Raw genomic sequence first — 26,554 nt, 5'->3', positions numbered from 1 at the left:
TCTTTCAACTTAAATTATAGCATAAACAATTTAACATGAACTATCAAAAATTTTATAACCACAGCATCCAAAACCCGGAAGAATTTTGGATGCAACAAGCCCAACTGTTAGCCTGGCATAAAAGTCCGACTAAGGCATTGGGTAAAGATGAGCACGACTATCACAATTGGTTTAAAGATGGCGAGCTTAACTTAAGCTATCTGTGCATCGATAAGCACATTGAAGATGGTTTTGGAGATCAAAATGCCATCATTTACGATTCACCTGTTACCAATACCAAAACATACATCACCTATAATGAACTAAAAAAAGAAGTTGAACAGTTGGCGGGCGGCATTAAATCTCTTGGATTAGAAAAAGGTGATACCGCCATTATTTACATGCCAATGATTCCGCAGGCTGTTTTTGCCATGTTGGCTTGTGCCAGACTTGGTGTGATTCATTCGGTGGTATTTGGTGGATTTGCACCTCACGAATTAGCCATTAGAATAGACGATTGCAAACCTAAATTGATTTTAACCGCTACCAGCGGCATTGAAATAGACAGAATTATACCTTACAAACCTTTTGTAGATCAAGCCATTGAAAAATGTGAACACAAACCAAAACATGTGGTGGTTTTTAAACGCGGATTTTTAACAGATGTACCTTTAAAATCTTACGACATCGATTATAAGGAGCTCGTTTCGACATCTCAGCCGGCAGATCCTGTGGTGGTGCCATCAACACATCCTTTATATATTCTTTATACTTCCGGAACTACCGGAAAACCAAAAGGTATCATCAGAGATTCAGGTGGTTATGCGGTAGCCTTGAAATTTTCAATGACATACGTTTATGATGTTGATCCCGGCGAAGTGTTTTGGGCTGCCAGTGATGTTGGCTGGGTGGTGGGTCATAGTTATATTGTGTATGCGCCATTAATCAATAGGAATACCACCGTATTATTTGAAGGCAAACCTATTAAAACACCGGATGCCTCGACCTTTTGGCGTGTGATTTCAGAACATAATGTAAAGGTCATGTTTACAGCACCTACCGCTATAAGAGCCATTAAAAAGGAAGATCCGGATGGGAATTTTATAAAATCTTTTAATTTATCTTGTTTAAAATACCAATTTTTAGCCGGGGAACGCTGCGATGCCGCCACATTAAACTGGACTCAACAACATCTCAATATTCCCGTAATAGACCATTGGTGGCAAACAGAATCGGGTTGGCCCATGCTTGCCAATATGGCCGGATTAGAATTAATGCCCGTTAAACCGGGTTCAGCATCCGTCCCTGTTTGTGGTTATAACGTGGCTATTTTAAACGAACTGGGTGAAGAAGTTGAAGCAGGCGTTGAAGGTTATGTGGCAGTAAAATTGCCGTTGCCACCCGGAACACTGAGCAATTTATGGGGAAATCCTGAACGTTTTAAAGCCGGATACCTCAATAAATTTCCCGGATATTACTTTTCAGGTGACGGTGGTTATAAAGATGAAGACGGTTACGTATTTATCACCGGTAGGGTAGACGATGTGATCAACGTTGCCGGTCACCGTTTGTCTACCGCCGAAATGGAGGAAGTAGTAGCGTCGCACACGGCAGTGGCCGAATGTGCCGTATTTGGGGTGCATTGCGATTTAAAAGGTCAGAAACCTTTGGCGCTCATTGTTGCAAAATCTGAGACAGGTAAATCATCACAACATATTTCTAATGAAGTGGTAACACTGGTTAGAAAGGAAATTGGTGCAGTAGCAGCACTTCGCGAAGTGCTGGTAGTTCAAAGGTTACCAAAAACCCGCTCAGGCAAAATTCTTCGGAAATTGCTGCGTCAAATCGCTGACGATTTAGAATATAACATTCCATCTACCATAGACGACATCGCTATTGTAGACGAAATAAAAAGTGTATATCAACAACATCAAATAGGAATTCATAAAAACATATCACATCATGAGTAATTATCATATCAAACATCTGGAAGAATATTATCAAGTCTATCGCAAATCGGTTAGAAATCCCGAGTTATTTTGGGAAGAAGTAGCAGAAGAGCACTTCTTATGGAGAAAAAAATGGGACAATGTATTGAGCTGGGACTTTAAAAAACCTGAAATTAAATGGTTCGAAGGTGCCAAACTCAACATCACCGAAAATTGTATCGACCGTCATTTAACAACCCGCGCCAATAAAACCGCTATTTTATTTGAGCCTAATAACCCAAACGAACCTGCTCAGCATATAACTTACAAACAACTACATGAGCGAGTTGGCAAGTTTGCTAATGTGTTAAAAAGTAAAGGTATTGGCAAAGGCGACCGCGTATGTATTTATTTACCTATGATTCCTGAATTGGCAGTGGCTCTTTTGGCATGCGCCAGAATAGGTGCCATACATTCGGTGGTTTTTGCCGGTTTTTCGGCTACGGCACTTTCTACAAGAATTAACGATTGCGATGCTAAAATGGTCATTACTTCCGATGGTTCTTATCGCGGCGATAAAAGCATCGATTTAAAAGGCATTGTGGACGATGCCTTAAAATCTTGTCCGGGTGTTCAATCGGTTTTAGTAGTGAATCGCACCAACCGAACCATTCAAATGAAAGATGGCCGAGATGTTTGGTTACAGCCCTTATTAGATGAAGCTGATACAAATTGCGAACCAGAAATTATGGATGCTGAAGATCCGCTATTTATTCTTTATACTTCGGGCAGCACAGGAATGCCCAAAGGCATGATGCATAGCACAGCCGGTTATATGGTTTATACGGCCTATACTTTTAAAAATGTGTTTCAATACAAAGAGGAAGACATTTATTGGTGTACGGCCGATATTGGCTGGATTACAGGACATAGCTATATAGTTTACGGTCCGTTAGCCAATGGCGCCACCACCGTCATGTTTGAAGGTGTGCCCAGTTATCCTGATTTTGGACGCTTTTGGGAAGTGGTAGAAAAACACAAAGTCACACAATTTTATACTGCTCCAACCGCAATAAGAGCTTTGGCAAAACAAGGAATGGAATTTATTGAAAAACACGATTTGTCATCACTGAAAGTTTTAGGAACCGTAGGCGAGCCCATCAACGAAGAAGCCTGGCATTGGTATAACGATAACGTTGGTAAAAAGAAAAGTCCGATTGTAGACACTTGGTGGCAAACCGAAACCGGTGGTATTATGATCACGCCCATTCCATTTGCTACGCCTACCAAACCAACTTATGCCACCTTGCCGTTTATAGGTATTCAGCCGGCTTTGATGGACGAACAGGGCAACGAAATCAAAGGGAATCAGGTAGATGGCAGGTTGTGTATTAAATTTCCATGGCCATCCATTGCACGCACCATTTGGGGCAATCACCAAAGATATAAAGACACTTATTTTTCAGCTTTTGAAAACATGTATTTTACCGGTGACGGCGCATTACGTGATGAAGTTGGTTACTACAGAATTACCGGTAGGGTAGATGATGTAATCATTGTTTCTGGCCATAATCTTGGTACAGCACCTATTGAAGATGCTATTAACGAGCATCCTGCCGTTTCCGAAAGTGCCATTGTAGGTTTCCCACACGACGTAAAAGGTTTTGCTTTGTATGGTTATGTAACTTTAAAAGAAACAGGCGAGAGCAGAGATCACGATAATCTTAGAAAAGAAATTAATCAGGTCATTACCGAGCATATCGGACCCATTGCTAAACTGGATAAAATTCAATTTACCTCAGGCTTACCAAAAACCCGAAGTGGTAAAATCATGCGCCGTATATTACGAAAAATCGCCTGTAAAGAAACCGATAATTTAGGCGATACCAGTACATTGCTGAACCCGGAAGTGGTTCAAGAGATTATGGATAATGCTTTATAAACATAATTTAAGTAGCTTGATATAGGGATAAATTTACAGAAAACTGTAGATTTATCCCTTAAATCATAACAGATGAACCTGAGTAAAGTAAGTTATTGGAATGCTCTTAGAAAGTTAGTCACCAAAATAGTGGTCGTACTTTGGGTTATTGAAGTGTCTGTATTAATTGCATTATTGGGATTTCAAAAATTCACCAGTTATTTTTTAGATCCGTTGCAGTTGAATGTGATATTGGTAATGCTGATTGATTTGGTGCTTTATATAATGATTATTAATGTGTTACTCTTGTTTTTTGAATTTTTAGACATAACTCTAAAGTTCAAAACAATTCCAATTCTCAAGAAATTGTTCAAAGTAATTGTAATTATTTTAGCTGTAGCCCCAATGCTAGTGTATTTGGCATTTTTGATTTTGGCTGATCCTAAGTATATACATTTGGTGGCTTGATTTTTTTAATGTTGGTTATTAGGACTGATTGTAAATTTATGTTATCAAATAAAACAACAATAAGGGCATGGAAAATAAAATTTTTCTTAATGAAGGCTTTAAAATAGTTAAGTTTCTTTTTAATGTGTTTATAGTTACAGATATTGCTATTTTGGTCAGAGTATTATTTATGAATTATGGGAAGAAACTCGAAATGAATAATGTAGTAACAACTATCTTAATATTCGGAGTCATAACAGTTTTACTTTATTTATTGAAAATTGCAATTAGAATAAAATTAAATAAAGATCAGATAAAATAGGATACCCGATTGAGCCGATTTGCAATCCTATGTTGTATATTTTCAATATATCAATGATTACACAACCTTTTAATAAAACCCTTTCAGGGTTTGAAACCCTCTTGGGGCAGTAGCCATAGCGCGCTGTCAGTATTTATGATTCAAATTGTTTTAATGGCGGATTTACTTGTGCTTATAAATTAACATCCCTTTTCCATAACTTAAATGACCGGAAGATTTTTTTGGTAACTACAAATGTTTTTTTTAACCTAAATACAACCCCATTCTTATTTTCCAATAGGGCACTTCTTCTTTGAGGTATTCAAATATTGGTTTTACGCTTTCATCATCGTGTTTGAGCTCCTTCTTAGCTTTTAGAACGAGCGTAATTTCTTCTTTGTTTATGAATTTCAAAAGATCGATGGGTTTACCTAGGGCATGCATTTTTTGTAAATGTCCGTAAATCGTGTCATCTTTAAGGTTTCTTTGTAGTGCAATTTCAGAAACTGTATGTCCTTTTTCATACAATTCATAACTTAGTAACTGCGTTGGAACTTTTGATTTTTGTTTAGACAATTCCTCCCGCTCTATTATTAATTGGTCTTTAATGGCTGCTAAAAATCGTTGCCCGTATTTTTCATTTTTGGCTTGTCCTACACCGCTCACTTGAAGAAATTCTTCTTCGGTTTGGGGCAATTTAGTTTCCATATCTTTTAAAGTAGCATCACTAAAGACAATATAGGCGGGCACATTTTCTTCAATGGCTATCTCTCGTCGTAGTTGTCTGAGTTTTTCAAATATCCCTATCGATGCTGTTTTTTGAATGTACTCTTTCACAGCTGATTTTTCCTTGATTTGCAGCGAAGCCAATTTCACTTTTTTGCCTTCAAACAAGATTTTATTTGCTAATGGGGTTAGAAGTAAGCGACCATTTTCGTGAAAGCGAATTTCAAAAATTCCCTGATTAATCATTTGAATGATGTATTGTTGTAAATCTAGCCAAGGGATATCTTTAGCAATGCCGTAGGTCTTGATATTTTGGTAACCTTTGTCGTACACCTGAGCATTTTTAGAACCTCGCAAAACATCAATCACCATACCCAAAGGTTCTTGTTGATTGAGTCGAAAGATAGCAGAACAAACTTTTTGTGCGAGCGTAGTGCCGTCAAAAAACAGCGGTGGAGTTTTACAATTATCGCAGTTGTTGCAATTTTCAGAGATGTGCTCGCCGAAATAATTTAGCAATGCGATGCGCCGGCAGCTCAAGGCTTCGGCAAATTGCTGCATGCGTTCAAGTTTTGCCAACTGAAAATCGCGTGTGGTTGATTCTTCAATAAATTGACGGAGTTGTATCACATCTGCAAAACTGTAAAAAAGCAGGGTTTGTGCAGGCAGGCCGTCGCGACCACTTCTACCTATTTCTTGGTAGTAGCCTTCAATATTTTTGGGCATATTATAATGAATTACCCAGCGCACATTGCTCTTGTCGATGCCCATCCCGAAGGCGATGGTTGCAACGATAATGGGTATGTGGTCATTAACAAAACCATCTTGTATGCGAGTGCGGTCATCTGTTTCAAGTCCGGCGTGATAGGCTTCGGCTTTGTAGCCTTTTGATTTTAGTTTTTCAGCAAGAGTTTCTGTACTTTTTCGGCTAAGGCAATAGATAATTCCACTTTCATCTTGGCGATTTTTCAAGAATTGCAGGATCTGAGGGAGTCTGTTTGTTCCCGGGCGTACCTCGAGAAATAGGTTTTTTCGGTCGAAAGAGGCTAGGTGTTTGTTGGCTCGGGGAATTTGTAATTGTTTGATGATATCATCTTGGGTGGCAGTATCTGCGGTGGCGGTAAACGCAGCAACAGGTATATCGGGAAAGGTATTTTTTAATTTCCCCAACTGGGTATAAGCGGGGCGAAAGTCGTGCCCCCAAGCCGAAATACAATGGGCTTCATCGATGGCAAAAAGTGAAACATTGTTCTTATTAAGATGCGGCAACAAAAAGTTTAGACTTTCAGGGGCAACGTACAAGAGTTTTATTTTTTGGTTACGGAGATTTTGAAGGACTTCGTTTTGAACGTTTGGACTTTGGGTGCTGTTGAAAAATGATGCTGAAATGCCATTGGCGCGAAGTGCATCTACCTGATCTTTCATTAATGCTATGAGTGGCGAAATAACAATGGCTGTGCCAGGCAACATCAAAGCAGGAAGCTGAAAGCATACAGATTTCCCGCCACCGGTGGGCATAATAGCAATCACATCTTTTCCTGAGAGAATATCTGTAACAACTGCTTCTTGATTTGGTCGAAAGCTGGCAAAGCCAAAGTGTTTTTTTAATAGGGAAAGGGTATTTTCTATAGTAATCATGATACAAATTTAAGATTTACTGATGGATTTAAAAATTTCTGGCAAAGGCGCAGAAGCGCAAAGTTTTTAATTGAATATTTCATTGCGACTTAGCGTCTTAGCGAGAGCTAACATGGATTAATAAATTATTTACAATAAGACATTTTTTATTGATATGATGAATGCTTAAAAGTTTCTCGCAAAGGCGCGGAGGCGCAAAGTTTTTACTCAAATGTTTCGCTTCGACTTAGCGTCTTGGCGAGAATTAACATTGATTTATAAATTATTAACAATACGTTTAATTCCGGTTTTAATTAATGGTTCATTAAAGTTAATCAGCAACCCTAGTTTTAATCCTGTAATTTTTAAATAAGTAAGTAGTTGTTTTGGATGCACCGGTGCGATTTGCTCAACCGATTTTATTTCAACAATTACTTTGTTTTCAATTATTAAATCTGCCCTGAATCCGAGATCCATTTTGATTTCATTCCAAAAAACAGGAATAGGACTTTGCCTTTCTATTTTTAATCCTTGTTCAGTGAGTTCATAATACAAAATAGTTTCATAAATCGACTCTAACAGTCCGGGACCAAGTTGAACGTGTATCTTATAACACGCATCAACTATTATTTTGGCGATTTGATTTTCTGACATAATGAATGTTTAGAAGATTCTCGCAAAGGCGCAGAGGCGCAAAGTTTTTAATTAAATGTTTCGTTACGACTTTGCGTCTTGGCGAGAATTAACATTGATTTTGAAATTTTGATGTTTCGTTATTTGGAAAGCATCAACAATTCGTTGCAAACCACTTCAGTGATATAACGTTTGTTGCCGTCTTTGTCTTCCCAGTCACGAGTAGTGAGTTTGCCTTCTACGGCAACTTCCTGACCTTTATTGACGTATTTTTCAACAATCTCTGCAGTTTTTCCCCAAGCAACCACATTGTGCCATTGGGTATTTTCTACTTTTTCACCTTTTGTGTTAGTGTAGTTTTCATTGGTGGCCAAAGAGAATTTTGCTAATTTCTTTCCACTTTCAAGATTTACGATTTCAGGTTCTTGTCCTAATCTTCCGATCAACTGTACTTTGTTTCTTAGTGCGTTCATAATAATAAAATTTAATGGTTAAACAGTTCATACATTGTGTTGTTTCAACCAATTGGTTTCATTCAACAATGCAAAGATGTAACAGTCTGCAAATTTTATTCGGTTCTTACACATTTGCTTTCGTTTGTGAGCGTTTGTTGTCGTTTGTAAACGTTTTTATTATTGATAATCAATATTTAAAACTTCAGTCGATTTTAAAAGAACTGACAACATCTAAAAAGAGAGCAACAAAATAAAGGTTGGAAAGATGGTTATCGCGCTAAGTAGATTTACAATATTTTGTTCATTTTAGAATAAACTGATTATATTCTTAATAATCTATTGAAAGAAAAAATTGTTACTTTTCTGAACAACTATTGTTTTAGATCTGCCTCAAACTATACCGAATTAGAAAACCTGATAGATATTGTGGTGATTGATTTATTTTAAGACATATAATTGCCAAGGGCTGTAAATTCTGGCCATCGGGTGGCACTAATGTAAATGTATTTGGCTTTTATGGTTTTAGCCGATACGAAGTATATACATTTGGTAGCTCAATTAAAGCCCTTTCAGGGTTTCAAACCCTGAAAGGGCTATTATATCAGCGATACCGGTTTAGTCTATTATCAAGAAGATTAATTTACAGTAGTGCAAAAGATTATGCAAAAAAAAAAGGATTACTAGATAATGTTATTGTTTTTCAGTATTTTGGTTGAAAGAATAGAACTATTTATAGATTGTTGGAACCACACGATGCAATCGTGCGGCAGCAGGGGAAAGGGCTTCAATCGATTTAATAACTTACAAAACCTCCCTAAGCACCACCCAAACATTAGCAGCCAGAATTTTGTGACCTTCAGCTGTTGGATGTATACCGTCTTGTTGATTGAGTTCCTCAACACCACCAACGTTTTCCAGCAAAAATGGAATGAGTTGAATGTTGTTTTTCTCTGCCAATTCAGGAAATACATTTCTAAATTCTTCAGTGTATTCCGGACCCATATTGGGCGGAATTTGCATGCCTGTTAAAATGATTTGAGCCTTCGAATTCTTTTCTTTTACGGTATCGATAATGGCTTGTAAATTGCTTTTGGTTTCAGAAATGGGTATACCGCGCAAACCGTCATTGGCACCCAATTCCAACACAAAAACATCAATGGGCTGATTGAGAATCCACGACACTCTGTTTTTGCCACTAGCGGTGGTTTCACCGCTTAAACCTGCATTAATTACCTGATAGGGTAGTTGCAAGGAATCTATTTTTTGTTGTATCACCGCCGGAAAGGCTTCATCTGTATCTACACCAAGTCCGGCCGTAAGACTGTCACCAAAAAACAAGATGGATTTGGTGTTGGTAGCAGCTTGGGCTTCTTCGGAAACTTCTGTTTGGGTCGTTTCAGTTTTTTTATCGGTTGTTTCGTTACATGAATTCACTAATACAAACAGCGAAAAATAACAAAACATTAACAAGATTCTCATAGCATAGAAATTTTTTATTAAAAGCAATTCGTTATTTTGTTCATTCATACAAAACTACTGCAATAATACATTATAAATGACAAAGATATTAAACGTTGAGAACTTAGAGAAAAGCTATGACAGCGGATCTAAAAAGTTAACTATTTTAAAAGATATCAATTTTTCTGTTGAGGCCAAGGAAACCTTCGCTATTGTTGGTCCGTCGGGTAGCGGAAAAACCACCTTGTTAGGGTTATGCGCGGGTTTAGACCAGCCTGATAGTGGTGTGGTAGAACTTTGTGGCGTTCAATTAAATGGTTTAACAGAAGATGAGCGTGCGTTGTTACGAAATAAAAAAGTTGGATTTATATTTCAAGATTTTCAATTACTTCCTACGCTAACAGCCTTAGAAAATGTGGCAGTGCCATTAGAACTTCAAGGAGATAAACATGCTTCAAAACGAGCGCTGGAATTATTAGAGAAAGTTGGTTTAAAAGACCGCACGCATCACTATCCGTCGCAATTATCGGGTGGCGAACAGCAACGTGTGGCGCTGGCCAGAGCATTTTCCAACAGACCTGAAATTTTAATTGCCGATGAGCCCACAGGTAATTTAGATGCCGATACCGGTGAGAAAGTTGTAAAGTTATTATTCGATTTAAATAAAGAAGAAGGTACCACTTTGGTGATTGTTACCCACGACATTGAGCTGGCTCAAAAAACAGGTCATATACTTAAATTAAAAGGCGGTCAAATTATAGAAAACACCAAAACAGCCTTATGAATCAACCAAAGAAATTTTCGGGTGCTACCACTGTTTGGTTGTTTAAAATGGCATGGCGTGACGGCAAGGCCAGTTTCAATAAGTTAGGACTTTTTATGGCGTCTATTGTTTTGGGAATTGCAGCAGTTGTGTCTATACAATCGTTTAGCGAAAACCTAAAAAGTAATATTGCCGTACAATCCAAATCATTAATGGGAAGCGATTTTAAAATCGACAGTAACAAGGCTCCAAACGAAGTGGTGATGACCATCATGGATTCGTTAGGTGGTTATAACGCCAGAGAAATTAATTTTCCATCAATGGCAGCTTTTCCAAATAAAGAAGGTACTAAGTTTGTACAGGTAAGAGGCATCGAAGGTGGATTTCCATTTTATGGCGAATTAGAAACAGAGCCGGTAAATGCTGCCAAAACATATCAATCTAACCAATCGGCATTAGTGGATGCTACCGTGATGTTGCAACTTAATTTAAAAGTTGGTGATAGCATTAAGATAGGCGCCATCTCTTTGCCAATTGCCGGTGCTTTAAAGTCGGTTCCCGGCAGTAATGCTGTATTCAGTACAGTAGCGCCACCGGTGGTGATACCTTTTGAATTTATAGAAGCTTCTGGATTGGTACAAACCGGCAGCAGACTGGATTATGAGTTTTATTTTGTAGCTGATCCCAATACAGATTTAGCTGCCTTAAATAAATCAATAGGCAAACGTTTAGATGCCGAAGAAGCCGATTTAGATATTCACACTTCTACGAGTCAACGACTTGGCAGACGTTACGATAATTTTGGAAGGTTTTTGAATTTGGTAGCCTTTATTGCCTTATTACTAGGCTGTGTTGGTATTGCGAGTGCCATTCATATTTATATCAAGGAAAAATTGAGGTCGGTGGCCTTGTTGAAATGTTTGGGTGCCACCAAACGTCAGACGTTTTTAATTTACTTAATTCAAATTGCTGTTGTTGGCTTCTTGGGTGGTATTATTGGCTCGATTTTAGGTATTATTTTACAGCAGTTATTTCCTGTTTTACTAGAGGGTTTGCTTCCTGTTGATGTTGAAATCACACTGGTTCCCAACGCTATTTTTATGGGCGTGTTATTGGGTCTGTTTATGTCGGTATTGTTTGCCTTGTATCCTTTAATTGGTACCTTGTATATTTCGCCTTTACAGGCCTTGCGCATTGAGGAGAAGTCAAATCCTCAATCGTTAAAAGCGGGCATTTTTGTTTTGATGGGCATTTTTGCGTTTATATTTCTGTTTTCTTATTGGTTACTTAAAGATTTAAGATATGCTCTGGCTTTTGTGGTTGGTCTTGTTATTACTTTTTCAATTTTAGCCGGAATCGCTCATGTCTTTATGAAAGCTATCAAACGGTTTTTTCCATACTCATGGGGTTTTATACCACGCACCAGTTTGCTCAACTTGTACAGGCCTCAGAACCAAACTTTAATTTTAGTGTTGGCCATAGGTGTTGGGTCCTTTTTAATAAGCACCTTATACTTTAGCAAAGATTTGCTATTAGTGCAGGCCAACATGGAAGCACAGGAAAATACAGCCAATATTATACTTCTGGATGTGCAAACCGGTCAACAAGAAGATGTGGCTAAAACCATTAAAGCTAATAACCATCAGGTTATTGATAACATCCCTATAGTTACCATGCGCATGCACAGCATTGGCGGAAAGCTTGTAAACGCCATTAAAGAAGATTCAACTTCAACCATTAACAGATGGGTTTTAAATCATGAATTTAGAACAACTTACCGCGATAAGCTCATTGATTCTGAAACGCTTGAACAAGGTGAATTTACATCTAAAGCTGATGGATTAGATGCGATACCAATTTCGGTGAGTGATAATCTTTCTCGCGATGCCAAGTTAGAAATCGGAGACGAAATTGTCTTTAATGTTCAAGGTGTTTTAATTAAAACAGTGGTTGGTAGCATCAGAACAGTAGATTGGAGCCGAATGCAACTAAATTTCACGGTGTTATTTCCAACAGGTGTTTTAGAAAGTGCACCGCAGTTTAGAGTGTTAACAACTCAGGTACCTGATGAAAGGGCTTCGGCCACATTGCAGCAGCAACTGGTGAGTCAGTTCCCTAACATTTCGGTTTTAGACCTCAGACAGATATTGTCGGTTATTGAAAATCTTCTGAATAAAATAGGTTGGATTATCAATTTTATGGCCTTTTTTAGTATCCTCACAGGTATTATAGTATTACTGGGGGCAGTGAGAACCAGCAAACATCAGCGTATTAAAGAAAGTGTACTTATGCGTACCATAGGCGCCAAGAGTCGTCAAATTCTAAAAATGATTGCTTTAGAATATATCTATTTGGGAATTTTAGGTAGTTTAACCGGAATTATATTGTCTTTGGTAAGCAGTCAGCTACTTGCACTATGGATTTTTGAAACGCCATTTTCACCATCGGTTATACCTTTTGTTGTTTTGTTTCCGGGAATTACAATATTGGTTTTGGTTATCGGACTCACTAATAATTTGAGCGTGATTAAAAAACCGCCGTTGCAAGTGCTTAGAAGAGAAACTAATTAAATAGCCATTTCAACAATACTAATTTCAAGATTGTATTTTAAGTGTTCTTATCGCATTATAATCGCTCTATTGAATGAGGTAATTACATTGACGATTAAAGCTCGATATAATAAATTATTTTAAACTTAATTATTTATTGGCGTTTTCAAAATATTGAATTCTGTAAAAAGCAAAACAAATGTATGCCCATTTTACATAACTCCGAAAATAAAAAAGCTATCTCGTGGTGTTGAGATAGCTTTTAAATATTAGTTGCTTCTAAGTGTATCAAAATAATCCTAATAGCCACCACACGATTAAAAAAACTACGATAGTTCCCAAACATCCGCCGCCTAATTTTTTTGCGGTAAAACCAGCAATTAAACCTTTGAAAATTTTGTTCATTTTAAATGAATTATACTTTTTCTTTAGTCGCTTCTACATTCACCGCCTTGGTAGCTACCTTAGTTAATTTTTGATCTGCAGCTTTTTCTTCTTTAAGTGTAGTTTCAAGAAGTGAAACAGCCTCTTTTAAACCTAAAGTTTCAGCAAACTGGCGCAGCGTTCCATACGAAGCAATTTCGTAATGTTCTATTTTTTGACTAGCCGAAATAATTCCGGCATCACACATCGGACCCTCTTCACATTCTTCCATGATGCCATCGGCCTCTTTAATTAAACCTTCCATGGCATCACATTTTTCTGCGATAGGTTTTTTATCAATACTTGCAAAGACTTTGACTAAACGTTCTATTTGCTCGTGCGTTTCTTCTAAATGATTTTCTAAAGCATCAACCAAGTCTGTTGAAGTTGCATTTTTTTTCATCTTCGGAATTGCTTTGGTTAATGCTTTTTCAGCCCAATAAATGTCTTTCAACTCATCTTGAAATAACTTCATTAATTGAGTCGATTTCATTGGTATATGTTTTGAATTTCCTTTGGATTGTTTACCGTTTTGTGAAACGGTCATTGAACCTGATTTTTGATCTTTCATTTGTTTTGATGTTTACTAATTAATATTGTTGTTTTATATAGATTTAATCCGGCTTTAAAGCCATTTGAATAAATCTTCATTAAGCATTTACCAAAGCATCACGCAAATCTTTTACATGATGGTGATCGGCGTTAAGCAGAGATTTTTGGTCGCTAATCATCTTTCGATAAGAAACCTTTAAATCTTCCAAATCATTTTCTAATACATCTTCATAAGTATCCTGTGCCTGGTCTTCACCATACTCACAAGAGTTTAAAATAGCCTTTCTATCTCTGCCTGTAAGGGCAGCCTTAACGTCCATCCAAGCTCTAAAGAATTTCCCTGAAGTTTTGGTGCCTTTAGCAACATCGCCACCTAATTTTTGAACTTCACCTACGAGTTCTTGTTTGCATTTTTGACTGGTTGAAATAAATCGCGCAAATAAGGTTTTTAAGTCTTGCTCATCAGTTGCTTCTGATGCGGTTTCATAGCCCTCAATTCTATCATTATTAATAGTAATAAGTGAGTTTAATACGTCAATTGTCTTGTCATTTTCCATTTTTTATAGTTTTATAGATTAAAAAATTATTATTAATTTGTTTGTGTAATTTTTGATTTGGCATCGATGCTCTCCTCATAAACCGACCAACTCATTATGCCATTTTTAGACTGTGTTGCTTTATCTACTTTTGATTTGCGTTCGGTGCTAAGTGATTTGTTGTCGTTTTGTACCGACAAATTGTTCTAAAAGAAGTTTAGCAAAACGAACATCTGGTTTAGAAACCCTCGCATTAAATTGTAATTCTTTTACGTGATGAAACATTTTTTTTATTTATAGGTTGGATAACCTGTTAGAATCTGATTAAGTAAAGCTTCTGTTCTGTTGATATACAAAAATACAGTTGATAATCAATCTAATCCTTACATAATCCTTATCAATAATAACATAATTTACATATTAGTAAAGGAAATTACGACCGTGTTTCTTTGGGGTTTTTTAATAATTGTTAGACGTAAAGAATAAAGAGATTAGCATTATTTAGGTAATATCAATTCAAGAATGCCTACCTTTTATAAGTGCGGGAAAATTGACATTGATTAGTATCTGAATTAATTTTAAACAGAATTGAGTTTAAAATACCATCAACTGAATCGGCATATACCTTAAATAGGTTTATTGGTGTTTGGAAATCTTACTTTTGAAGGATTTTTTTTAAGCTCTTCCATAACGCTTTCAAAGAGTTCTTTTTTGATTCTACCTGAATTTTTAGGATCAACCAAATATCGTACAACTACTTCTATCCAGGTGTTGTTGTGCGATTTTAAAATAACTGAAGGATATTCATTTACATTTAACTCATCAACAGGTGTGTCAGCCAAAATCTTTTTAAAACGCTTCACTCTTCTAACCATAGCTTCACCAATTTTAATTTCAACAATACGTTTTACCGTTTCACTTGTAAATTTAAAATCGCTATCGTATGAAATGAAAAAACTAAGCTCATTCCAAATAAATGGAAACAGCGGCCACGAATAATTATATACATATTCACTGAACACTTTTGAATTGGCAAATCTAATAATACGCCCACTTGGATGATCGGAGGTTAAATAATCACCATTAAATTCCCATAAAGTGGTATCTAAGTAACTTACATTAATAACATCGCCAAAGACATTGCCAATTTTAATGCGTTCACCAACTTCGTAAGGTTTACGGATAAGAATGTAGAGCCATCCAAAAAAACTTGTGATTAAATTTTGTAAAGCAAATCCAAGAATCAGTGATACAATGCCAAAAGATACCATTGCTGCATACCAGTTGGCAAACAACAGCGACAATATTATGGCAAGTATCAGCATACCGGCGAACAAGTCGGCGATACGATTAAAATTAAAAACCGATGATTTATTTTCTATTTTGTGGTCAAATATTATTTTTAGGAGTCTCGTTGCCATTAACACTAATGAAATGAACATAACGGCCAAGGTGAGCTTTTGTGCTATTGGAATATAATTGTCGGAAATAGGGATGCGATCCCATCTCAGCAAAAAATAAAAAACAATACAGGCCAAAAATACAATAGCAGTAATACCCAGAAGCGGCGCATCTTTTTTAAAAGTTATCGTACCTTCGTTTGGTGATGAGATTGAAGTTTCGCTTAAGGCTCGTTGTACCTTTTCATCCTTTTTGATGTCTTCTATGGCTTTATCTTCAATAGGGTCTGTTGTTTCCATAATTCACTTTTAATTTTCAGTATAATCTTGTTGGTGCTATAAAACCGCCTAATCAACCAAGTAAAGTGTGCGAATAGACTATGATATCAAAAAAATTAATTAGGCTCTTCTGTAAGTACTGTTATTTCTATCCTGCGTTCATCGCTAATCATTTTATTAGAAGATAGAACATCCCCGAAGTTTTGAAAGAATATTTTATCTTCGGAAATCCATTGTTTAATTATTTCTGATAAATAGTTGATTCTCTCATTAGTGATTTTTTTATTAACTATTGAGCTGCCAGAACTATCGGTATATCCTGAGAGTGTTAAGTTCAATACCTTATTATTATTGCTTAATGTCTTAATTTGTTTTAACACAAGTGCTTCATTATTAGGAACTATATTGCCTTTATCATAAAAAACAACCATCGAACTAGTATCCGGTTTTTTAGATAGAGCGGCATTTCTTTCGTTCTGTCTGGCAGCTGCTGATTTCTCCATAATTGACATTCGGCTATTAAGCGATTTTAAACTGTCTTCTAAGTTCTTAACAGAGTATGTTAATTTTGACGCGTCAACGGGTTTGTTGACTGATTGTGAATTTCTGTTTTGTTGTTCTAGAATAACAGTATCTCTTTTCTGTGGTTCAAGTTGTAGACTTCGTAATTGGCTTCTAAGATATTGAATAGTATCGTTTCGATCTTTAATTAATTGCATGCTTAATTGATCGGATTGTTGATTGTTAGACGGCTGACGCTGCGTTCTATCTCTTAAAATAAATGATTGTTGCTGCCTTTTGGTATTTGAACTTTGCTGTGCGTTTATCTGATTTTGTAAGCTCTGAATTTGATCATCTTTCGCTTTGAGTTTTTGCCGATTCATGTAATCCTGATGCTGATTTTCTAAAAGAGTTGATTCAGCTATTTCTCTCACCATAAAAATTGTATCGTTTTTTATGGTATTAGTGCTTTGCAGTTCATCGATTTGGCTGAGAATTGGAACAATTGTGTCGTTTTTGGTTTGTAACACCTGTGTGTTATTATTATAGGGCATAAGAGCATCTTCCTTATTTATATTTTTTGTTTCTATTGCATTATCTGTGGTGTTCAATTTCTGGTTTAAAGATTTTGTAACCACTCCATTTTGAGTTTTTGAAGAATTGATGCTGTCGTTTCTATCTTCTATAACTTGATCGCTTTTGATTTCTGACTGATTATCTGCTTTTTTTACTATCTGCATTTTTTTTCTATTTTCTGCAGTGTCATTTTTTACACTATTGGTTGTTTTAAGTTCATTTTTATGAGTTTGTTGCGATTTTAAATTGTCAGTTTTTATTTGAGCTGGTGTTTTAAAACTTTCTACTTTTTGCACACTGTCTTTTGGTTGAAAATCTTGTTGTTCGCCCCATACATAAATACTGTCAGTTATTGTGTACTGTTGTTTTTGAATCTCAGATATTTGAAAGCGTAACTGCTCAATGGAATCGGAAAGAGAAGTAAGCAATTTTTCAACTCTTTTTTGATATAAACTATCTGTTGATTTGCGCATCATTTTTTTAATAGAGTCGGTCTTTATCTCAAAATCAACTATCTTTTTATCAGCCCTTATTGAGTCACTAACTAAATTTTCGCTATCTATATATAAACCTCCATAACTATGCTTTTGAACTTTACAAGCATTAAAAGTCAAGATCATATAACCTAATAAAAATATTCCAATTAATTTTTTACTCCCATCCATAGGTTTAGTTCTAATGCCAGTCCGGCTGTTGGTATTACTGTTAATTTATTAAAATTTTGATTTCCTTTTTCACCCAATACTATAACACCTGCATTAAAGCGCAACACCTTAAAGAAACGAATTCCAAGGCCGGTGTATACAGGAAGGTTAACTCCCGGGGTTACAAATTTAGTGCCTTTGCTATCTTCAATTGGTTCAAATAAAACTCCAATAGAAAAGCCAAATGAATCAACCATTTTAGATCTTGATGCCAGTGTACTTCTATTACTAAACGGCAGGGTTATTCCTGCACCAAGTGTAAAATTGGTGTTGTTTGTAGAAATGTTATCTATGCTAACCGATTTGTCCCATGCGTACATACCAATATTTACGGGTAGTGTAAAGGATTCTTTATCAGTTTCAATATTATTAACGTTGGCCTGTCTGTAGTGCTGTACGAGCTGTGTGTTTAAAAACGGTGCGATTTCTGAGCTTATTAAACTTACTAAATGTTCTACCTTTTCGGCAATCATTGCGTTTGCTTTATCATCTATCTCTGCACGGGTTGATTTTTTAAAAAACCTCCCAAATTTAAAATCGCTTTGATTATTTAAGGCCTCTAAAATAAGGGGAGATGGCGCTTGCATTGGTATTAAATTCTTCGACTCATAAAATTGAAAAGAATCTGATAATAATTGATCAATTTTTTTGTAAACATCCTTTGGCTTGTTTACAATTACATTTTTTCCATCAAAATAAAAGTTGTTAGTAAGCAAAAAACGTACACGATCTTCAACATCGTGCAGCAGCGCTTCTTTTTTGTCTGGTGATAAAAGTTTATAAGTAATGATCTCAAAATCGTATTTTGAATTGGATCTAAGAACTGCCGGAACCACAATATTAAAAGTTTCTGAACTATTACTGTCTATTCTATTCCAAACATAGTAGTGTAGCACATCGTTTTTATCTTCGTTGTAAATATTAATTTTCACAAATTCGATGTCACTGCCTGTCTCTCCTGTTATCACAAATGGTTCATCGTATGGAATTTTTGGATTGTTGTAAAAGGATCCTGATTCAAAATCAACTTTTACACTTCTCTCTTGTGCATTTAAAGCAGAAAGACAAAGGGCGAAAATGGCCAAGTTTAATAGTACTTTTATAATTATAGGTTTCATGGTCTATTGCAATTCGGTTAATTTCCAAAGTACGATACTTCGATATTGTAGTCTTGCACAATGCTTTATTCTGTTTATGTTTATGATAACTTTAGGTTTATTAAGGATGTTTGGCAAGTGCGTAACAATTGATAAAAAGTTGTAACAAAAAATCCGTTATGATTACCGGAAATGCTTGTCGATTTTACTTTTTACTAAAAGAATTTTGAATTCGATAAACATTTCGAATGGATAACTTTAAATTAATATTTAGGTAAGTTATCCAGACGAAATTGTAATCATAGAATTTCTTTAGCTTTAAATTTTTTAAAACCGTGAAGACCGCAGGCCTTAATAAAAAAACCGACGTGGTTTCACCATTATTTTCTATTCTGTCTCTTAAACAATTACTTGTATAAGAATCAATTTAATTAAATGAATATCCTTTTGTTTGATAAAAATTTAATTGGCATTAATTTTTCTTCAAATGCATCATATGACTAGATTTTTTCTGACATTCCTTTGAGTGCTCAAGATGTTTGCGCAAATCTGGTAAAGTAGCAACAGCCCAATTTTTAATATCGGTATCGTTACTTTCTGTTGACGCTTTTTCAAAGTCTTCTATTGATTCTTCATGCAGATTGATCATCATATCAGTATATACTTTGTCAAAATTATCTTTAGATTCATAGAAGAATTCATCGTAATCGCTCTGAGCGCTGACATCCAGAAAAGTAGGAATTTGAATATTTTTGCGCTGCGCTAGTGCTGTTAAATCCTTTTGCGACTTTTGGTGGGCATCTTCCATCATTTTTCCCAACTCCCTAACTTCTTCTGTTTTTCCGTTTTTCTGAGCCAATTTTCCTGCCTTTATTTGTTTTAGGTTAGTTGTGGCTGCTCCTGCAAGAAATTGTGAATCTCTTTTTTGCTGCTGTGCGTTAAGTCTATAGTTAATTCTTTCATTAGCAGATCTATTATCAATTAATATATCGTTGCCAAGTAGATCATTATCGGTACGGTAATAGTTACTAAGACTATCATTACTTATTTTGTAGTTGTCCATTCTATTACTATTGTCTTGATTGTATAAGCCGGGTTCTTCAGTATTTTGTGCCGGGCCACAGGATACAAGTGTTACAATAAATGTTGTTAAAATTATCTGTATGATAATTTCTTTTAAAGGTGTTAATGTTCTCATTTTGATTTATTTTAAGTTTTAGTATTTCTAATTAAATAGGTTTAAACGGAACGACTTATAAAGTCATTCCGTTTATTGGTACCTTAAAATTCTAGTATTGAATTTCTTGACCTTTATTACTTCTCCAATTATTTTCAAGATATTCGGCGTCTTCATCGTTACGTGGACGAACTCCTAATACAATTTGTCCATCTTCAATACCCGATTCGTATAATTTAGCTCGGGCTTCTGGAATTCCAGACCCTACCAATGCTCCAATTACACCACCTGTAATGGCGCCTGCACCTGCACCGGCTAAACCTGCTGCAATAGGACCGGCAATTACAATTCCCAAACCGGGTATAGCCAAACTTGTGCCTATGGCGGCAATAACACCTGCAACAGCACCAACCGAACCGCCAATTGCAGATCCTTTACCTGCACTTTCGGCAGCTTTTGTGCCTATTTCAGTTTCTTTGGCATAACCCGAAAAATATTTTTTACGAGTATCGTCGGACATTACTAAATTAATGTCATCCTTTTTATAACCTCTTTCTTGTAATGTATTGTATGCATTTTCTGTGCTTTCACGGTCACTAAACATACCGGTTAACAGACTTCGATGTGTTGCATTGTTTTCAACCTTACGATCTTGATTTTGTTTTTGTTTTGTTTTCATCTTAAGTTTTATTTTAACTGTGATTTATATACTTATTATTAATATGTAAAGGTTAAAAAACTATAATCGATAGATTTACAAAATCTTAGAAAGATATTATAGAATTCACATGTCAATACGAGCAGTGTAAATAGTTAGAAAAACAAGTTAATTTCACTTTAAGATTGTCCGTTTTTAAAATATTTTTTAGTGGTTTAGAGACTTTAAAAAGATGGATATTTGATAGTCATCATTCATTTTGAATGATTTTTTTTTCATGTTTAAGTCTTGCATGATAAGGTGTTATGATTGTATTATAAATATTAACACCATACTGTTTTAAAGTTGTCTCTCGCCTTATTGTTTGACATATTCTTGTGTTTATTTTGTAATACTTGAAGTTGATTTCTTTTATAACATAATTGAAATAAACTAGTTATATGTGAATTGTATAATAAAATAAAGAGATTGTGCAACACAAATTATTATATAAAGAATACATTCGTTCAGATTATTCAAGCACCAAATCTTAAAATAACAATTAGAACAGGTAACCATGATTCAACAAGCAAAAAATAAAGTAAGTATTAAAGAGCACTACATACCCAATGCCGAAATATGTAGCCAGATCATTGATAGTTTAAAGGATTATTCAATTCTAACGGTTGATAAAGAACTCAATATAAACAGCTGGAATTCAGGAGCAGTTAAAATATTTCAATATACCAAAGATGAAATTATCGGAAAGCCATTTGAGATTATCTTCACCGAAGAAGACAAAAAGAATGGGATTCCAAAAAAGGAAATTGAAACGGCTTTAGCTGAAGGAAAATCTAAAGATATAAGATGGCATCTATGTAAAGATAGCACTACATTTTATGCCGATGGTTTGGTGTTTCCTTTAAAAAATGAAGAAAATGAAGTGATGGGTTTTGTAAAAATATTACGCGATATCACAAAACGAAAGGCTTCGGAAGACGCCATAAATAAATACGCCAAAGAGTTAGAAGATTTAAACAGACATAAGGAAACAGTGCTGGCTATCTTGTCGCACGATTTAAGAAGTCCGTTAGCCGGTATCATTCAAGGCGCCGAATATTTAAAGTTAAACTATGAAATTTTAGAACCTGAGTTTGCTCAAGAGTTATTGGAAGAACTGCATACGGCCTCCATAAGCGAGTTGAATATGCTGGATTATCTTGTGGAATGGGCCAGAATAAAATATGCCGCCGAGGCATTTGCACCAGCCAAAATTGAACTCGTTGATTATGTCAACAAAGTTTTTCAATCTTTAAAAGAAACGGCAGCTATTAAAACTATAGTTTTTCACAATGCTGTGGAAGAAGAAAGTTCTGTGTATGCCGACGGTAAAATGTTAATTTCTATTTTACAAAACATTGTTTCAAACGCCATCAAACATTCTCACGACGGCGGTAAAATAATGGTGTCTGCAAAAAAAAGAGATCACATGATTATAGTTGAAATAAAAGATACCGGTAGAGGCATGTCTAAAGAAATACAAGAAAAACTTTTTACGCCAGAGGTTATTTCACTCTCTAAAACCGTTGAAGAAAATAAAGGTGCCGGTATTGGTCTAATATTGGTGAAAAGCTTTCTTGAACGCAATGGTGGTCATATCTGGGTTGAAAGTGTAGAAGGTAATGGGTCTTCATTTTATTTCACCTTACCTATTGAAAAGCCAGCAGAAAAAGTAAACATATTGGAAGATGTTAAATGTATTGGAGGTTAATTGATTACTCAGGTTATTCAGTCTTGTAATATCGTTAAAAATAGATATGGTGGAACTAAATTCCACCATATCATCAAATAATTGCTATCTATTAATCAAATTCGAAATTGTAAAAAAATGTTATTTTAAAGAAGGAAAACTACTTAAAATTTTATTGATACCTGCGGTAATATTTTCTTCTTTAACCGATTTGTCGCTTACTACACTAGTTCCTGAACCCATCCATAATAACTGATCTTTTTTAGCATCAACTAAATTGATTACCAACGTACCTTCGGTATAATTGATTTCCCGTGTATTAGTGGTACCAATACTTGTACCAACTCTCCAGCGTCTACCATAATAACCACCCATATCGTAGTTGGTAGATTGATAATCTGTTTTTTCTTTGGTTTTAAGTCCCAAATCAACTAACATATCAGGATTGTCAGACTCTGTGAGTCCTTTACTCTTTAGATTAGACGAAATGGCATTTAGGATTCGGTTTTTAACCAAATCATTAGTGGGAAGTTCCTTTGACTCCTTTGTAAAACCAAAAGTTTTGTAATCGCTTAAATTAACGGATTTGTCGTAATCTGAAGTTGTTTTTACAGAACTACAAGAACTAAGAATCGTAAGAACGATGATTAATTTGAGTAGATGTTTTGTTTTCATAGGTTTTAATAATGTTAATGATAAATGACCAAAGTGAATTTAAGACAATTTATAAAGTGTTACAAATTTTTTATAGTCAACTTTCTAATCAAATAAATCGGAAGATAAATACCTGTCGCCACGATCGCAAATAATAGCAACCACCAATCCACTTTTCAGAGTTTTACACAATTCTATGGCGGCATAGACGCTGCCACCGCTACTCATACCGGCAAAAACTGCTTCTTGTAGGGCTAATTGTTGGGTCATGTTTTTCGCCTGAGTTTCGTTAACTTCTATAATTTGATCTATTTTTTTAGGGTTGTATATTTTTGGTAAATATTCAATTGGCCATTTTCTGATGCCCGGAATAGAAGCACCATCTGCAGGTTGCACCCCAACAATTTGAATGTTGTTGTTTTGTTCTTTTAGATACGTAGATGTACCCATAATGGTACCGGTAGTTCCCATGGTGGCTACAAAGTGCGTGACTTTTCCTTTGGTGTCTCTCCAGATTTCAGGTCCGGTGGTTTTGTAATGGGCTTTCCAGTTATCGTCGTTGGCAAATTGGTTAAGCATGATATAACCTTCATTATCGCGTTTGGCTTCGGCGTAATCTCTTGAGGCGATGATACCGCCGTCTGCCGGCGTAAGCGTTACTTTTGCACCAAAAGCCCGCATGGTTTGTACGCGTTCTTTGGTGGAGTTTTCGGGCATTACCAATTCGATATTTAGTTTAAATAATCCGGCAATCATCGCCAGAGCAATACCGGTATTACCGCTGGTAGGCTCGATAAGTTTGGTTTGTTGATTGATATCGCCACGATCGAGGGCACTTTTTAAAATATTATAGGCTGCACGATCTTTAACACTTCCGCCGGGATTATGACCTTCCATCTTAAAATACAGATCCACATTTGGATTAGGGTTAAGGTGTTGCGATTTTACCAACGGCGTGTTGCCAATTAATTCTAAAATACTCGAATGCATACGTTACTTTTTTGGAACGGGTTTTATTTTTATTTCAGGTGTGTGGTAAACCAAAGAATCCGGTGGAACAGACTGTGTGATCCAAACGTTACCGCCTATAATACTATTGGCTCCAATAATAGTGTCACCTCCTAAAATTGTGGCATTGGCATATATGGTAACGTTGTCTTCAACGGTTGGATGCCTTTTGATGTTTTTATCGGTTTTATTTACAGATAGCGCTCCAAGCGTAACACCTTGATACAATTTAACATTGTTTTTAATAACCGTGGTTTCGCCAATCACCACACCGGTAGCGTGGTCAATAAAAAAGCAACAACCAATATCGGCTCCGGGATGAATATCTACACCCGTTACTTGGTGCGCATACTCGGTCATAAGTCTCGGGATTAAAGGTAACCCTTTCAAATATAGCGGTCGGCTTAACCTATAGACAGCTGTGGCAAAAAATCCGGGATAGCACAAATAAACTTCTTCTAAAGATTTTGCCGCCGGGTCGTGACTTTCGAGCGACTGAGCATCTTGATGTAGCTGGTCTAATATATTGGGAAACAAATGCAAATATTCGTCCCATATTTCGTGACATCGTTTGGCTTTGTCCCAGCAAACAATATTGACAAGTTCAATAAAAACTTGTTCTAATTCTATTAACGACGTTTCTAAAGGAACATCTTTATCAAATAGACATTTAAAGAGAAGTTCTGTAAAGTGTTCAGTACGTGCTTTTACCCGATAAGAAAAATCGGGTTGCTTTTCTTTTATTCTCTCAATGAGGTCTTTCTTTTTCATAGTATCCAAGTCGTCAACAAAAATACTTAATTTGAGGCTATGACCTTGGCTTAAATTGGTAACTTTTTTTGACGAAACCCAAATTTTACCCGCTTGTAAAACTGATTAAATTGCGCATCTAAAACTTATGTTTTATTTTAGCCTAAATACTTTTAATATGAGCAAGAAACTTTCAACAACTAATCGCATTAAAATTGGATTTGCTTTCGCCATTGTTTTTTTATTAGTTATTGCCACGAACAGATTTGACAAAAAAAGATTTGAAACAGTGGAAAACTCCTTAACATCTGTTTACGAAGACCGATTGGTTGTAAAGGGCTACATTTACACGTTGAATAATATTTTTCACAATCAGGAAAAAATGTTGATTAAACATGCTGAGCCTTACAGCATTAATTCTTATCACAGCACGGTTAATTCGTTGTTAAGCAGTTTTGAAGCCACCAGGTTGACCTCAGAAGAAAAATCAACCCTTAGAAATTTGCGAGATAATTTTAATAAACTAACCGATTTGGAATTAAAATACGTTTCAGCTGAACGTGATACTTTAGGAGCTTCAGAATCAGATCAAATTAAAACCCAAATTAGTCGTATTCAACGAAATTTAGATCAGCTTGCAAATATTCAACAAACCGAAGGTGAAAACATGACGCGCTTTGCTAAGCAATCTTTAAATACTTCATCTTTAATGTCGAACATAGAAATAATTCTGATTATTCTCGTAGGTATCGTAGTTCAGTTCATTATCTTTTACAAATAAGAATTTTTATTAAGTTTAGGGTATCTCTGCTGTTGGAATAATAGGAACAATCTTTGCTGTATGTTATTGCGAAAACTGAAACAAACAGTCATGAAACTACTAAACATCTTATTTTTTGTAATCATTTTTCTAGGAATTTCAAATTTTGGGTTTTCCCAAAAAGTATTTAGTGTAGATTATCAAAATCAGGCCGATGTGAAGGTATTTGTGGTGAAGTACGAAAACCAGGCCGACTTAAAAGTTTTTAAGGTGAAGTATCAGAACCAAGCGGGCGATAACAATGGTAAATGGTTTTTTACCGAATATCTTAATCAGGCAGACAAGAAAATATTTTTTGTAGAGTACGAGAATCAGGCAGATTTAAAAGTCTTCTTTGTTGAATACGAAAATCAAGCCGGATGGCGAAACAGTGCTAAAAAGCATTTAATGTATTAATTTAAGATGGACTAAATATGTTTAATAATTATGCATCAAGTATTTAAAGAAACACAGCGTTTTACACAATGGTGGCTTTGGGCCATTAATATATTGGTATTCCTGTTGGTATCTCTTACCTTGTATACAAGTTTGAATATAGAAACCAATACAAATAATTATTCATGGATGTTATTTATTTGGATCATCACCTTGTTAATTCCTGTTTTATTTTGGTTAATGCGTTTAGAAACACGCATAGATCGCGGAGGTATTTACATTAAATATGTACCTTTTTTAAGGCGTAGTTATAAATGGGAAGACATCCAATCTTTTGAAGTTATCAATTACGGTTTTGTTGGTGGTTGGGGCATCAGGTTTGGTACCAAATACGGTACAGTTTATAACGTAAAAGGCAATAAAGGTTTGTATTTAATCCTTAAATCCGGTAAGCGCGTTTGTATTGGTACGCAACAACCTGAATTATTGAAAAAGATGTTAGAAAAGTTTAAAGTAAATTCCTGATGTCATCACTTTA

24 protein-coding genes are annotated in these 26,554 nt (G+C 35.7%); 9 read left to right on the top strand and 15 right to left on the bottom strand.

The annotated features are described in order from the left end of the window. The first annotated feature begins 35 nt into the window (after positions 1 to 35). From FJ651_RS14775 to FJ651_RS14765, 3 genes are all read left to right on the top strand, one after another. Positions 36 to 1,949 carry an acetate--CoA ligase gene (locus FJ651_RS14775; protein WP_140991458.1) on the top strand — a complete coding sequence of 638 codons (1,914 nt, stop codon included), beginning with the start codon at positions 36 to 38 and terminating at the stop codon, positions 1,947 to 1,949. Continuing rightward, the gene (gene acs, locus FJ651_RS14770; protein ID WP_140991456.1) at positions 1,942 to 3,849 is read left to right on the top strand and encodes an acetate--CoA ligase; all 1,908 of its coding nucleotides are present in this window, start codon (positions 1,942 to 1,944) and stop codon (positions 3,847 to 3,849) included. Before FJ651_RS14775 ends, acs begins: the two co-directional genes overlap by 8 nt. A gap of 72 nt (positions 3,850 to 3,921) precedes the next feature. Further along, the gene (locus tag FJ651_RS14765) at positions 3,922 to 4,296 is read left to right on the top strand and encodes a hypothetical protein (protein ID WP_140991454.1); all 375 of its coding nucleotides are present in this window, start codon (positions 3,922 to 3,924) and stop codon (positions 4,294 to 4,296) included. Positions 4,297 to 4,840: 544 nt separating this feature from the next. Here FJ651_RS14765 and recQ read toward each other — a convergent pair. The 4 genes from recQ to FJ651_RS14745 all read right to left on the bottom strand — a co-directional run bounded on the left by recQ (position 4,841) and on the right by FJ651_RS14745 (position 9,486). After that, positions 4,841 to 6,940 carry a DNA helicase RecQ gene (gene recQ, locus FJ651_RS14760; protein ID WP_140991452.1) on the bottom strand — a complete coding sequence of 700 codons (2,100 nt, stop codon included), beginning with the start codon at positions 6,938 to 6,940 and terminating at the stop codon, positions 4,841 to 4,843. A gap of 255 nt (positions 6,941 to 7,195) precedes the next feature. Next, on the bottom strand, positions 7,196 to 7,573 hold the full coding sequence (locus FJ651_RS14755; protein WP_140991450.1) for a GxxExxY protein: 378 nt from the start codon (positions 7,571 to 7,573) through the stop codon (positions 7,196 to 7,198). A 119-nt stretch (positions 7,574 to 7,692) separates the two neighbouring features. Beyond that, a complete protein-coding gene (locus FJ651_RS14750) occupies positions 7,693 to 8,025 on the bottom strand; it encodes a single-stranded DNA-binding protein (RefSeq protein WP_140991448.1) in 333 nt (110 codons plus the stop codon). Between the two features lie 783 nt (positions 8,026 to 8,808). Further along, positions 8,809 to 9,486 carry an arylesterase gene (locus FJ651_RS14745; RefSeq protein ID WP_140991446.1) on the bottom strand — a complete coding sequence of 226 codons (678 nt, stop codon included), beginning with the start codon at positions 9,484 to 9,486 and terminating at the stop codon, positions 8,809 to 8,811. A gap of 76 nt (positions 9,487 to 9,562) precedes the next feature. Between FJ651_RS14745 and FJ651_RS14740 the strand changes: the two genes are divergently transcribed. Both FJ651_RS14740 and FJ651_RS14735 read left to right on the top strand, forming a co-directional pair. Next, the gene (locus FJ651_RS14740; RefSeq protein ID WP_140991444.1) at positions 9,563 to 10,249 is read left to right on the top strand and encodes an ABC transporter ATP-binding protein; all 687 of its coding nucleotides are present in this window, start codon (positions 9,563 to 9,565) and stop codon (positions 10,247 to 10,249) included. Next, positions 10,246 to 12,798 carry an ABC transporter permease gene (locus tag FJ651_RS14735; RefSeq protein WP_140991442.1) on the top strand — a complete coding sequence of 851 codons (2,553 nt, stop codon included), beginning with the start codon at positions 10,246 to 10,248 and terminating at the stop codon, positions 12,796 to 12,798. Before FJ651_RS14740 ends, FJ651_RS14735 begins: the two co-directional genes overlap by 4 nt. Before the next feature lie 394 nt (positions 12,799 to 13,192). Here the strand turns inward: FJ651_RS14735 and FJ651_RS14730 are convergent, their stop codons facing one another. The 8 genes from FJ651_RS14730 to FJ651_RS14695 all read right to left on the bottom strand — a co-directional run bounded on the left by FJ651_RS14730 (position 13,193) and on the right by FJ651_RS14695 (position 20,701). Next, the gene (locus FJ651_RS14730; RefSeq protein WP_140991440.1) at positions 13,193 to 13,771 is read right to left on the bottom strand and encodes a YciE/YciF ferroxidase family protein; all 579 of its coding nucleotides are present in this window, start codon (positions 13,769 to 13,771) and stop codon (positions 13,193 to 13,195) included. 79 nt (positions 13,772 to 13,850) lie between these two features. Then, the gene (locus FJ651_RS14725; RefSeq protein ID WP_140991438.1) at positions 13,851 to 14,309 is read right to left on the bottom strand and encodes a ferritin-like domain-containing protein; all 459 of its coding nucleotides are present in this window, start codon (positions 14,307 to 14,309) and stop codon (positions 13,851 to 13,853) included. 147 nt (positions 14,310 to 14,456) lie between these two features. Then, entirely contained in the window at positions 14,457 to 14,573 is a 117-nt protein-coding gene (locus tag FJ651_RS15880) for a manganese catalase family protein (protein WP_216746162.1), read from the bottom strand. Positions 14,574 to 14,914: 341 nt separating this feature from the next. Then, positions 14,915 to 15,988, bottom strand: a complete 1,074-nt coding sequence (locus FJ651_RS14715; RefSeq protein ID WP_140991436.1) for a mechanosensitive ion channel family protein — start codon at positions 15,986 to 15,988, stop codon at positions 14,915 to 14,917. Between the two features lie 95 nt (positions 15,989 to 16,083). Beyond that, complete coding sequence (locus tag FJ651_RS14710) at positions 16,084 to 17,709, bottom strand: hypothetical protein (RefSeq protein WP_140991434.1); 1,626 nt, start codon at positions 17,707 to 17,709, stop codon at positions 16,084 to 16,086. Further along, the gene (locus FJ651_RS14705) at positions 17,688 to 18,866 is read right to left on the bottom strand and encodes a hypothetical protein (protein WP_140991432.1); all 1,179 of its coding nucleotides are present in this window, start codon (positions 18,864 to 18,866) and stop codon (positions 17,688 to 17,690) included. The genes FJ651_RS14710 and FJ651_RS14705 overlap by 22 nt, the downstream gene beginning before the upstream one ends. A gap of 451 nt (positions 18,867 to 19,317) precedes the next feature. Next, positions 19,318 to 20,043 carry a DUF4142 domain-containing protein gene (locus FJ651_RS14700; protein WP_140991430.1) on the bottom strand — a complete coding sequence of 242 codons (726 nt, stop codon included), beginning with the start codon at positions 20,041 to 20,043 and terminating at the stop codon, positions 19,318 to 19,320. Between the two features lie 91 nt (positions 20,044 to 20,134). Further along, entirely contained in the window at positions 20,135 to 20,701 is a 567-nt protein-coding gene (locus FJ651_RS14695; protein ID WP_140991428.1) for a hypothetical protein, read from the bottom strand. A 535-nt stretch (positions 20,702 to 21,236) separates the two neighbouring features. Here FJ651_RS14695 and FJ651_RS14690 point away from each other — a divergent pair. Continuing rightward, a complete protein-coding gene (locus FJ651_RS14690) occupies positions 21,237 to 22,430 on the top strand; it encodes a PAS domain-containing sensor histidine kinase (RefSeq protein ID WP_140991426.1) in 1,194 nt (397 codons plus the stop codon). 120 nt (positions 22,431 to 22,550) lie between these two features. On the opposite strand, the gene FJ651_RS14685 is transcribed toward FJ651_RS14690, so the two are convergent. From FJ651_RS14685 to epsC, 3 genes are all read right to left on the bottom strand, one after another. Continuing rightward, positions 22,551 to 23,084 carry a DUF4136 domain-containing protein gene (locus tag FJ651_RS14685; protein WP_140991424.1) on the bottom strand — a complete coding sequence of 178 codons (534 nt, stop codon included), beginning with the start codon at positions 23,082 to 23,084 and terminating at the stop codon, positions 22,551 to 22,553. A gap of 84 nt (positions 23,085 to 23,168) precedes the next feature. Then, positions 23,169 to 24,053, bottom strand: coding sequence for a cysteine synthase CysM (gene cysM / locus FJ651_RS14680; protein ID WP_140991423.1), 885 nt, complete (start codon positions 24,051 to 24,053; stop codon positions 23,169 to 23,171). Positions 24,054 to 24,056: 3 nt separating this feature from the next. Continuing rightward, positions 24,057 to 24,842: a serine O-acetyltransferase EpsC gene (gene epsC, locus FJ651_RS14675; protein WP_140991421.1), complete on the bottom strand. Its 786-nt coding sequence runs from the start codon at positions 24,840 to 24,842 to the stop codon at positions 24,057 to 24,059. Positions 24,843 to 24,999: 157 nt separating this feature from the next. Between epsC and FJ651_RS14670 the strand changes: the two genes are divergently transcribed. The 3 genes from FJ651_RS14670 to FJ651_RS14660 all read left to right on the top strand — a co-directional run bounded on the left by FJ651_RS14670 (position 25,000) and on the right by FJ651_RS14660 (position 26,541). Next, entirely contained in the window at positions 25,000 to 25,602 is a 603-nt protein-coding gene (locus tag FJ651_RS14670) for an MCP four helix bundle domain-containing protein (RefSeq protein WP_216746161.1), read from the top strand. Between the two features lie 90 nt (positions 25,603 to 25,692). Continuing rightward, positions 25,693 to 26,037 (top strand): DUF6150 family protein, encoded by a 345-nt coding sequence (locus tag FJ651_RS14665; RefSeq protein ID WP_140991417.1) that lies wholly within the window; start codon positions 25,693 to 25,695, stop codon positions 26,035 to 26,037. A gap of 30 nt (positions 26,038 to 26,067) precedes the next feature. Continuing rightward, complete coding sequence (locus FJ651_RS14660) at positions 26,068 to 26,541, top strand: hypothetical protein (protein ID WP_140991415.1); 474 nt, start codon at positions 26,068 to 26,070, stop codon at positions 26,539 to 26,541. The last annotated feature ends 13 nt before the right edge of the window (positions 26,542 to 26,554 follow it).

It is taken from the genome of Paucihalobacter ruber (assembly GCF_006494535.1).
Lineage (GTDB): Bacteria > Bacteroidota > Bacteroidia > Flavobacteriales > Flavobacteriaceae > Paucihalobacter > Paucihalobacter ruber.
The sequence above is the reverse complement of the archived record's forward strand: the minus strand, read 5'-3'. Positions and strand labels throughout refer to the sequence as shown.

Coding starts and splice junctions, on each gene's coding strand:
- FJ651_RS14750 (WP_140991448.1), bottom strand. CDS start 8,025: ATGAACGCACTAAGAAACAAAGTACAGTTGATCGGAAGATTAGGACAA.
- FJ651_RS14710 (WP_140991434.1), bottom strand. CDS start 17,709: ATGGATGGGAGTAAAAAATTAATTGGAATATTTTTATTAGGTTATATG.
- FJ651_RS14775 (WP_140991458.1), top strand. CDS start 36: ATGAACTATCAAAAATTTTATAACCACAGCATCCAAAACCCGGAAGAA.
- epsC (WP_140991421.1), bottom strand. CDS start 24,842: ATGAAAAAGAAAGACCTCATTGAGAGAATAAAAGAAAAGCAACCCGAT.
- FJ651_RS14700 (WP_140991430.1), bottom strand. CDS start 20,043: ATGAGAACATTAACACCTTTAAAAGAAATTATCATACAGATAATTTTA.
- FJ651_RS14715 (WP_140991436.1), bottom strand. CDS start 15,988: ATGGAAACAACAGACCCTATTGAAGATAAAGCCATAGAAGACATCAAA.
- FJ651_RS15880 (WP_216746162.1), bottom strand. CDS start 14,573: ATGTTTCATCACGTAAAAGAATTACAATTTAATGCGAGGGTTTCTAAA.
- FJ651_RS14670 (WP_216746161.1), top strand. CDS start 25,000: ATGAGCAAGAAACTTTCAACAACTAATCGCATTAAAATTGGATTTGCT.
- FJ651_RS14685 (WP_140991424.1), bottom strand. CDS start 23,084: ATGAAAACAAAACATCTACTCAAATTAATCATCGTTCTTACGATTCTT.
- FJ651_RS14660 (WP_140991415.1), top strand. CDS start 26,068: ATGCATCAAGTATTTAAAGAAACACAGCGTTTTACACAATGGTGGCTT.
- FJ651_RS14745 (WP_140991446.1), bottom strand. CDS start 9,486: ATGAGAATCTTGTTAATGTTTTGTTATTTTTCGCTGTTTGTATTAGTG.
- acs (WP_140991456.1), top strand. CDS start 1,942: ATGAGTAATTATCATATCAAACATCTGGAAGAATATTATCAAGTCTAT.
- FJ651_RS14705 (WP_140991432.1), bottom strand. CDS start 18,866: ATGAAACCTATAATTATAAAAGTACTATTAAACTTGGCCATTTTCGCC.
- FJ651_RS14740 (WP_140991444.1), top strand. CDS start 9,563: ATGACAAAGATATTAAACGTTGAGAACTTAGAGAAAAGCTATGACAGC.
- FJ651_RS14765 (WP_140991454.1), top strand. CDS start 3,922: ATGAACCTGAGTAAAGTAAGTTATTGGAATGCTCTTAGAAAGTTAGTC.
- FJ651_RS14735 (WP_140991442.1), top strand. CDS start 10,246: ATGAATCAACCAAAGAAATTTTCGGGTGCTACCACTGTTTGGTTGTTT.
- FJ651_RS14665 (WP_140991417.1), top strand. CDS start 25,693: ATGAAACTACTAAACATCTTATTTTTTGTAATCATTTTTCTAGGAATT.
- FJ651_RS14730 (WP_140991440.1), bottom strand. CDS start 13,771: ATGAAAGATCAAAAATCAGGTTCAATGACCGTTTCACAAAACGGTAAA.
- FJ651_RS14725 (WP_140991438.1), bottom strand. CDS start 14,309: ATGGAAAATGACAAGACAATTGACGTATTAAACTCACTTATTACTATT.
- cysM (WP_140991423.1), bottom strand. CDS start 24,053: ATGCATTCGAGTATTTTAGAATTAATTGGCAACACGCCGTTGGTAAAA.
- FJ651_RS14755 (WP_140991450.1), bottom strand. CDS start 7,573: ATGTCAGAAAATCAAATCGCCAAAATAATAGTTGATGCGTGTTATAAG.
- recQ (WP_140991452.1), bottom strand. CDS start 6,940: ATGATTACTATAGAAAATACCCTTTCCCTATTAAAAAAACACTTTGGC.
- FJ651_RS14690 (WP_140991426.1), top strand. CDS start 21,237: ATGATTCAACAAGCAAAAAATAAAGTAAGTATTAAAGAGCACTACATA.
- FJ651_RS14695 (WP_140991428.1), bottom strand. CDS start 20,701: ATGAAAACAAAACAAAAACAAAATCAAGATCGTAAGGTTGAAAACAAT.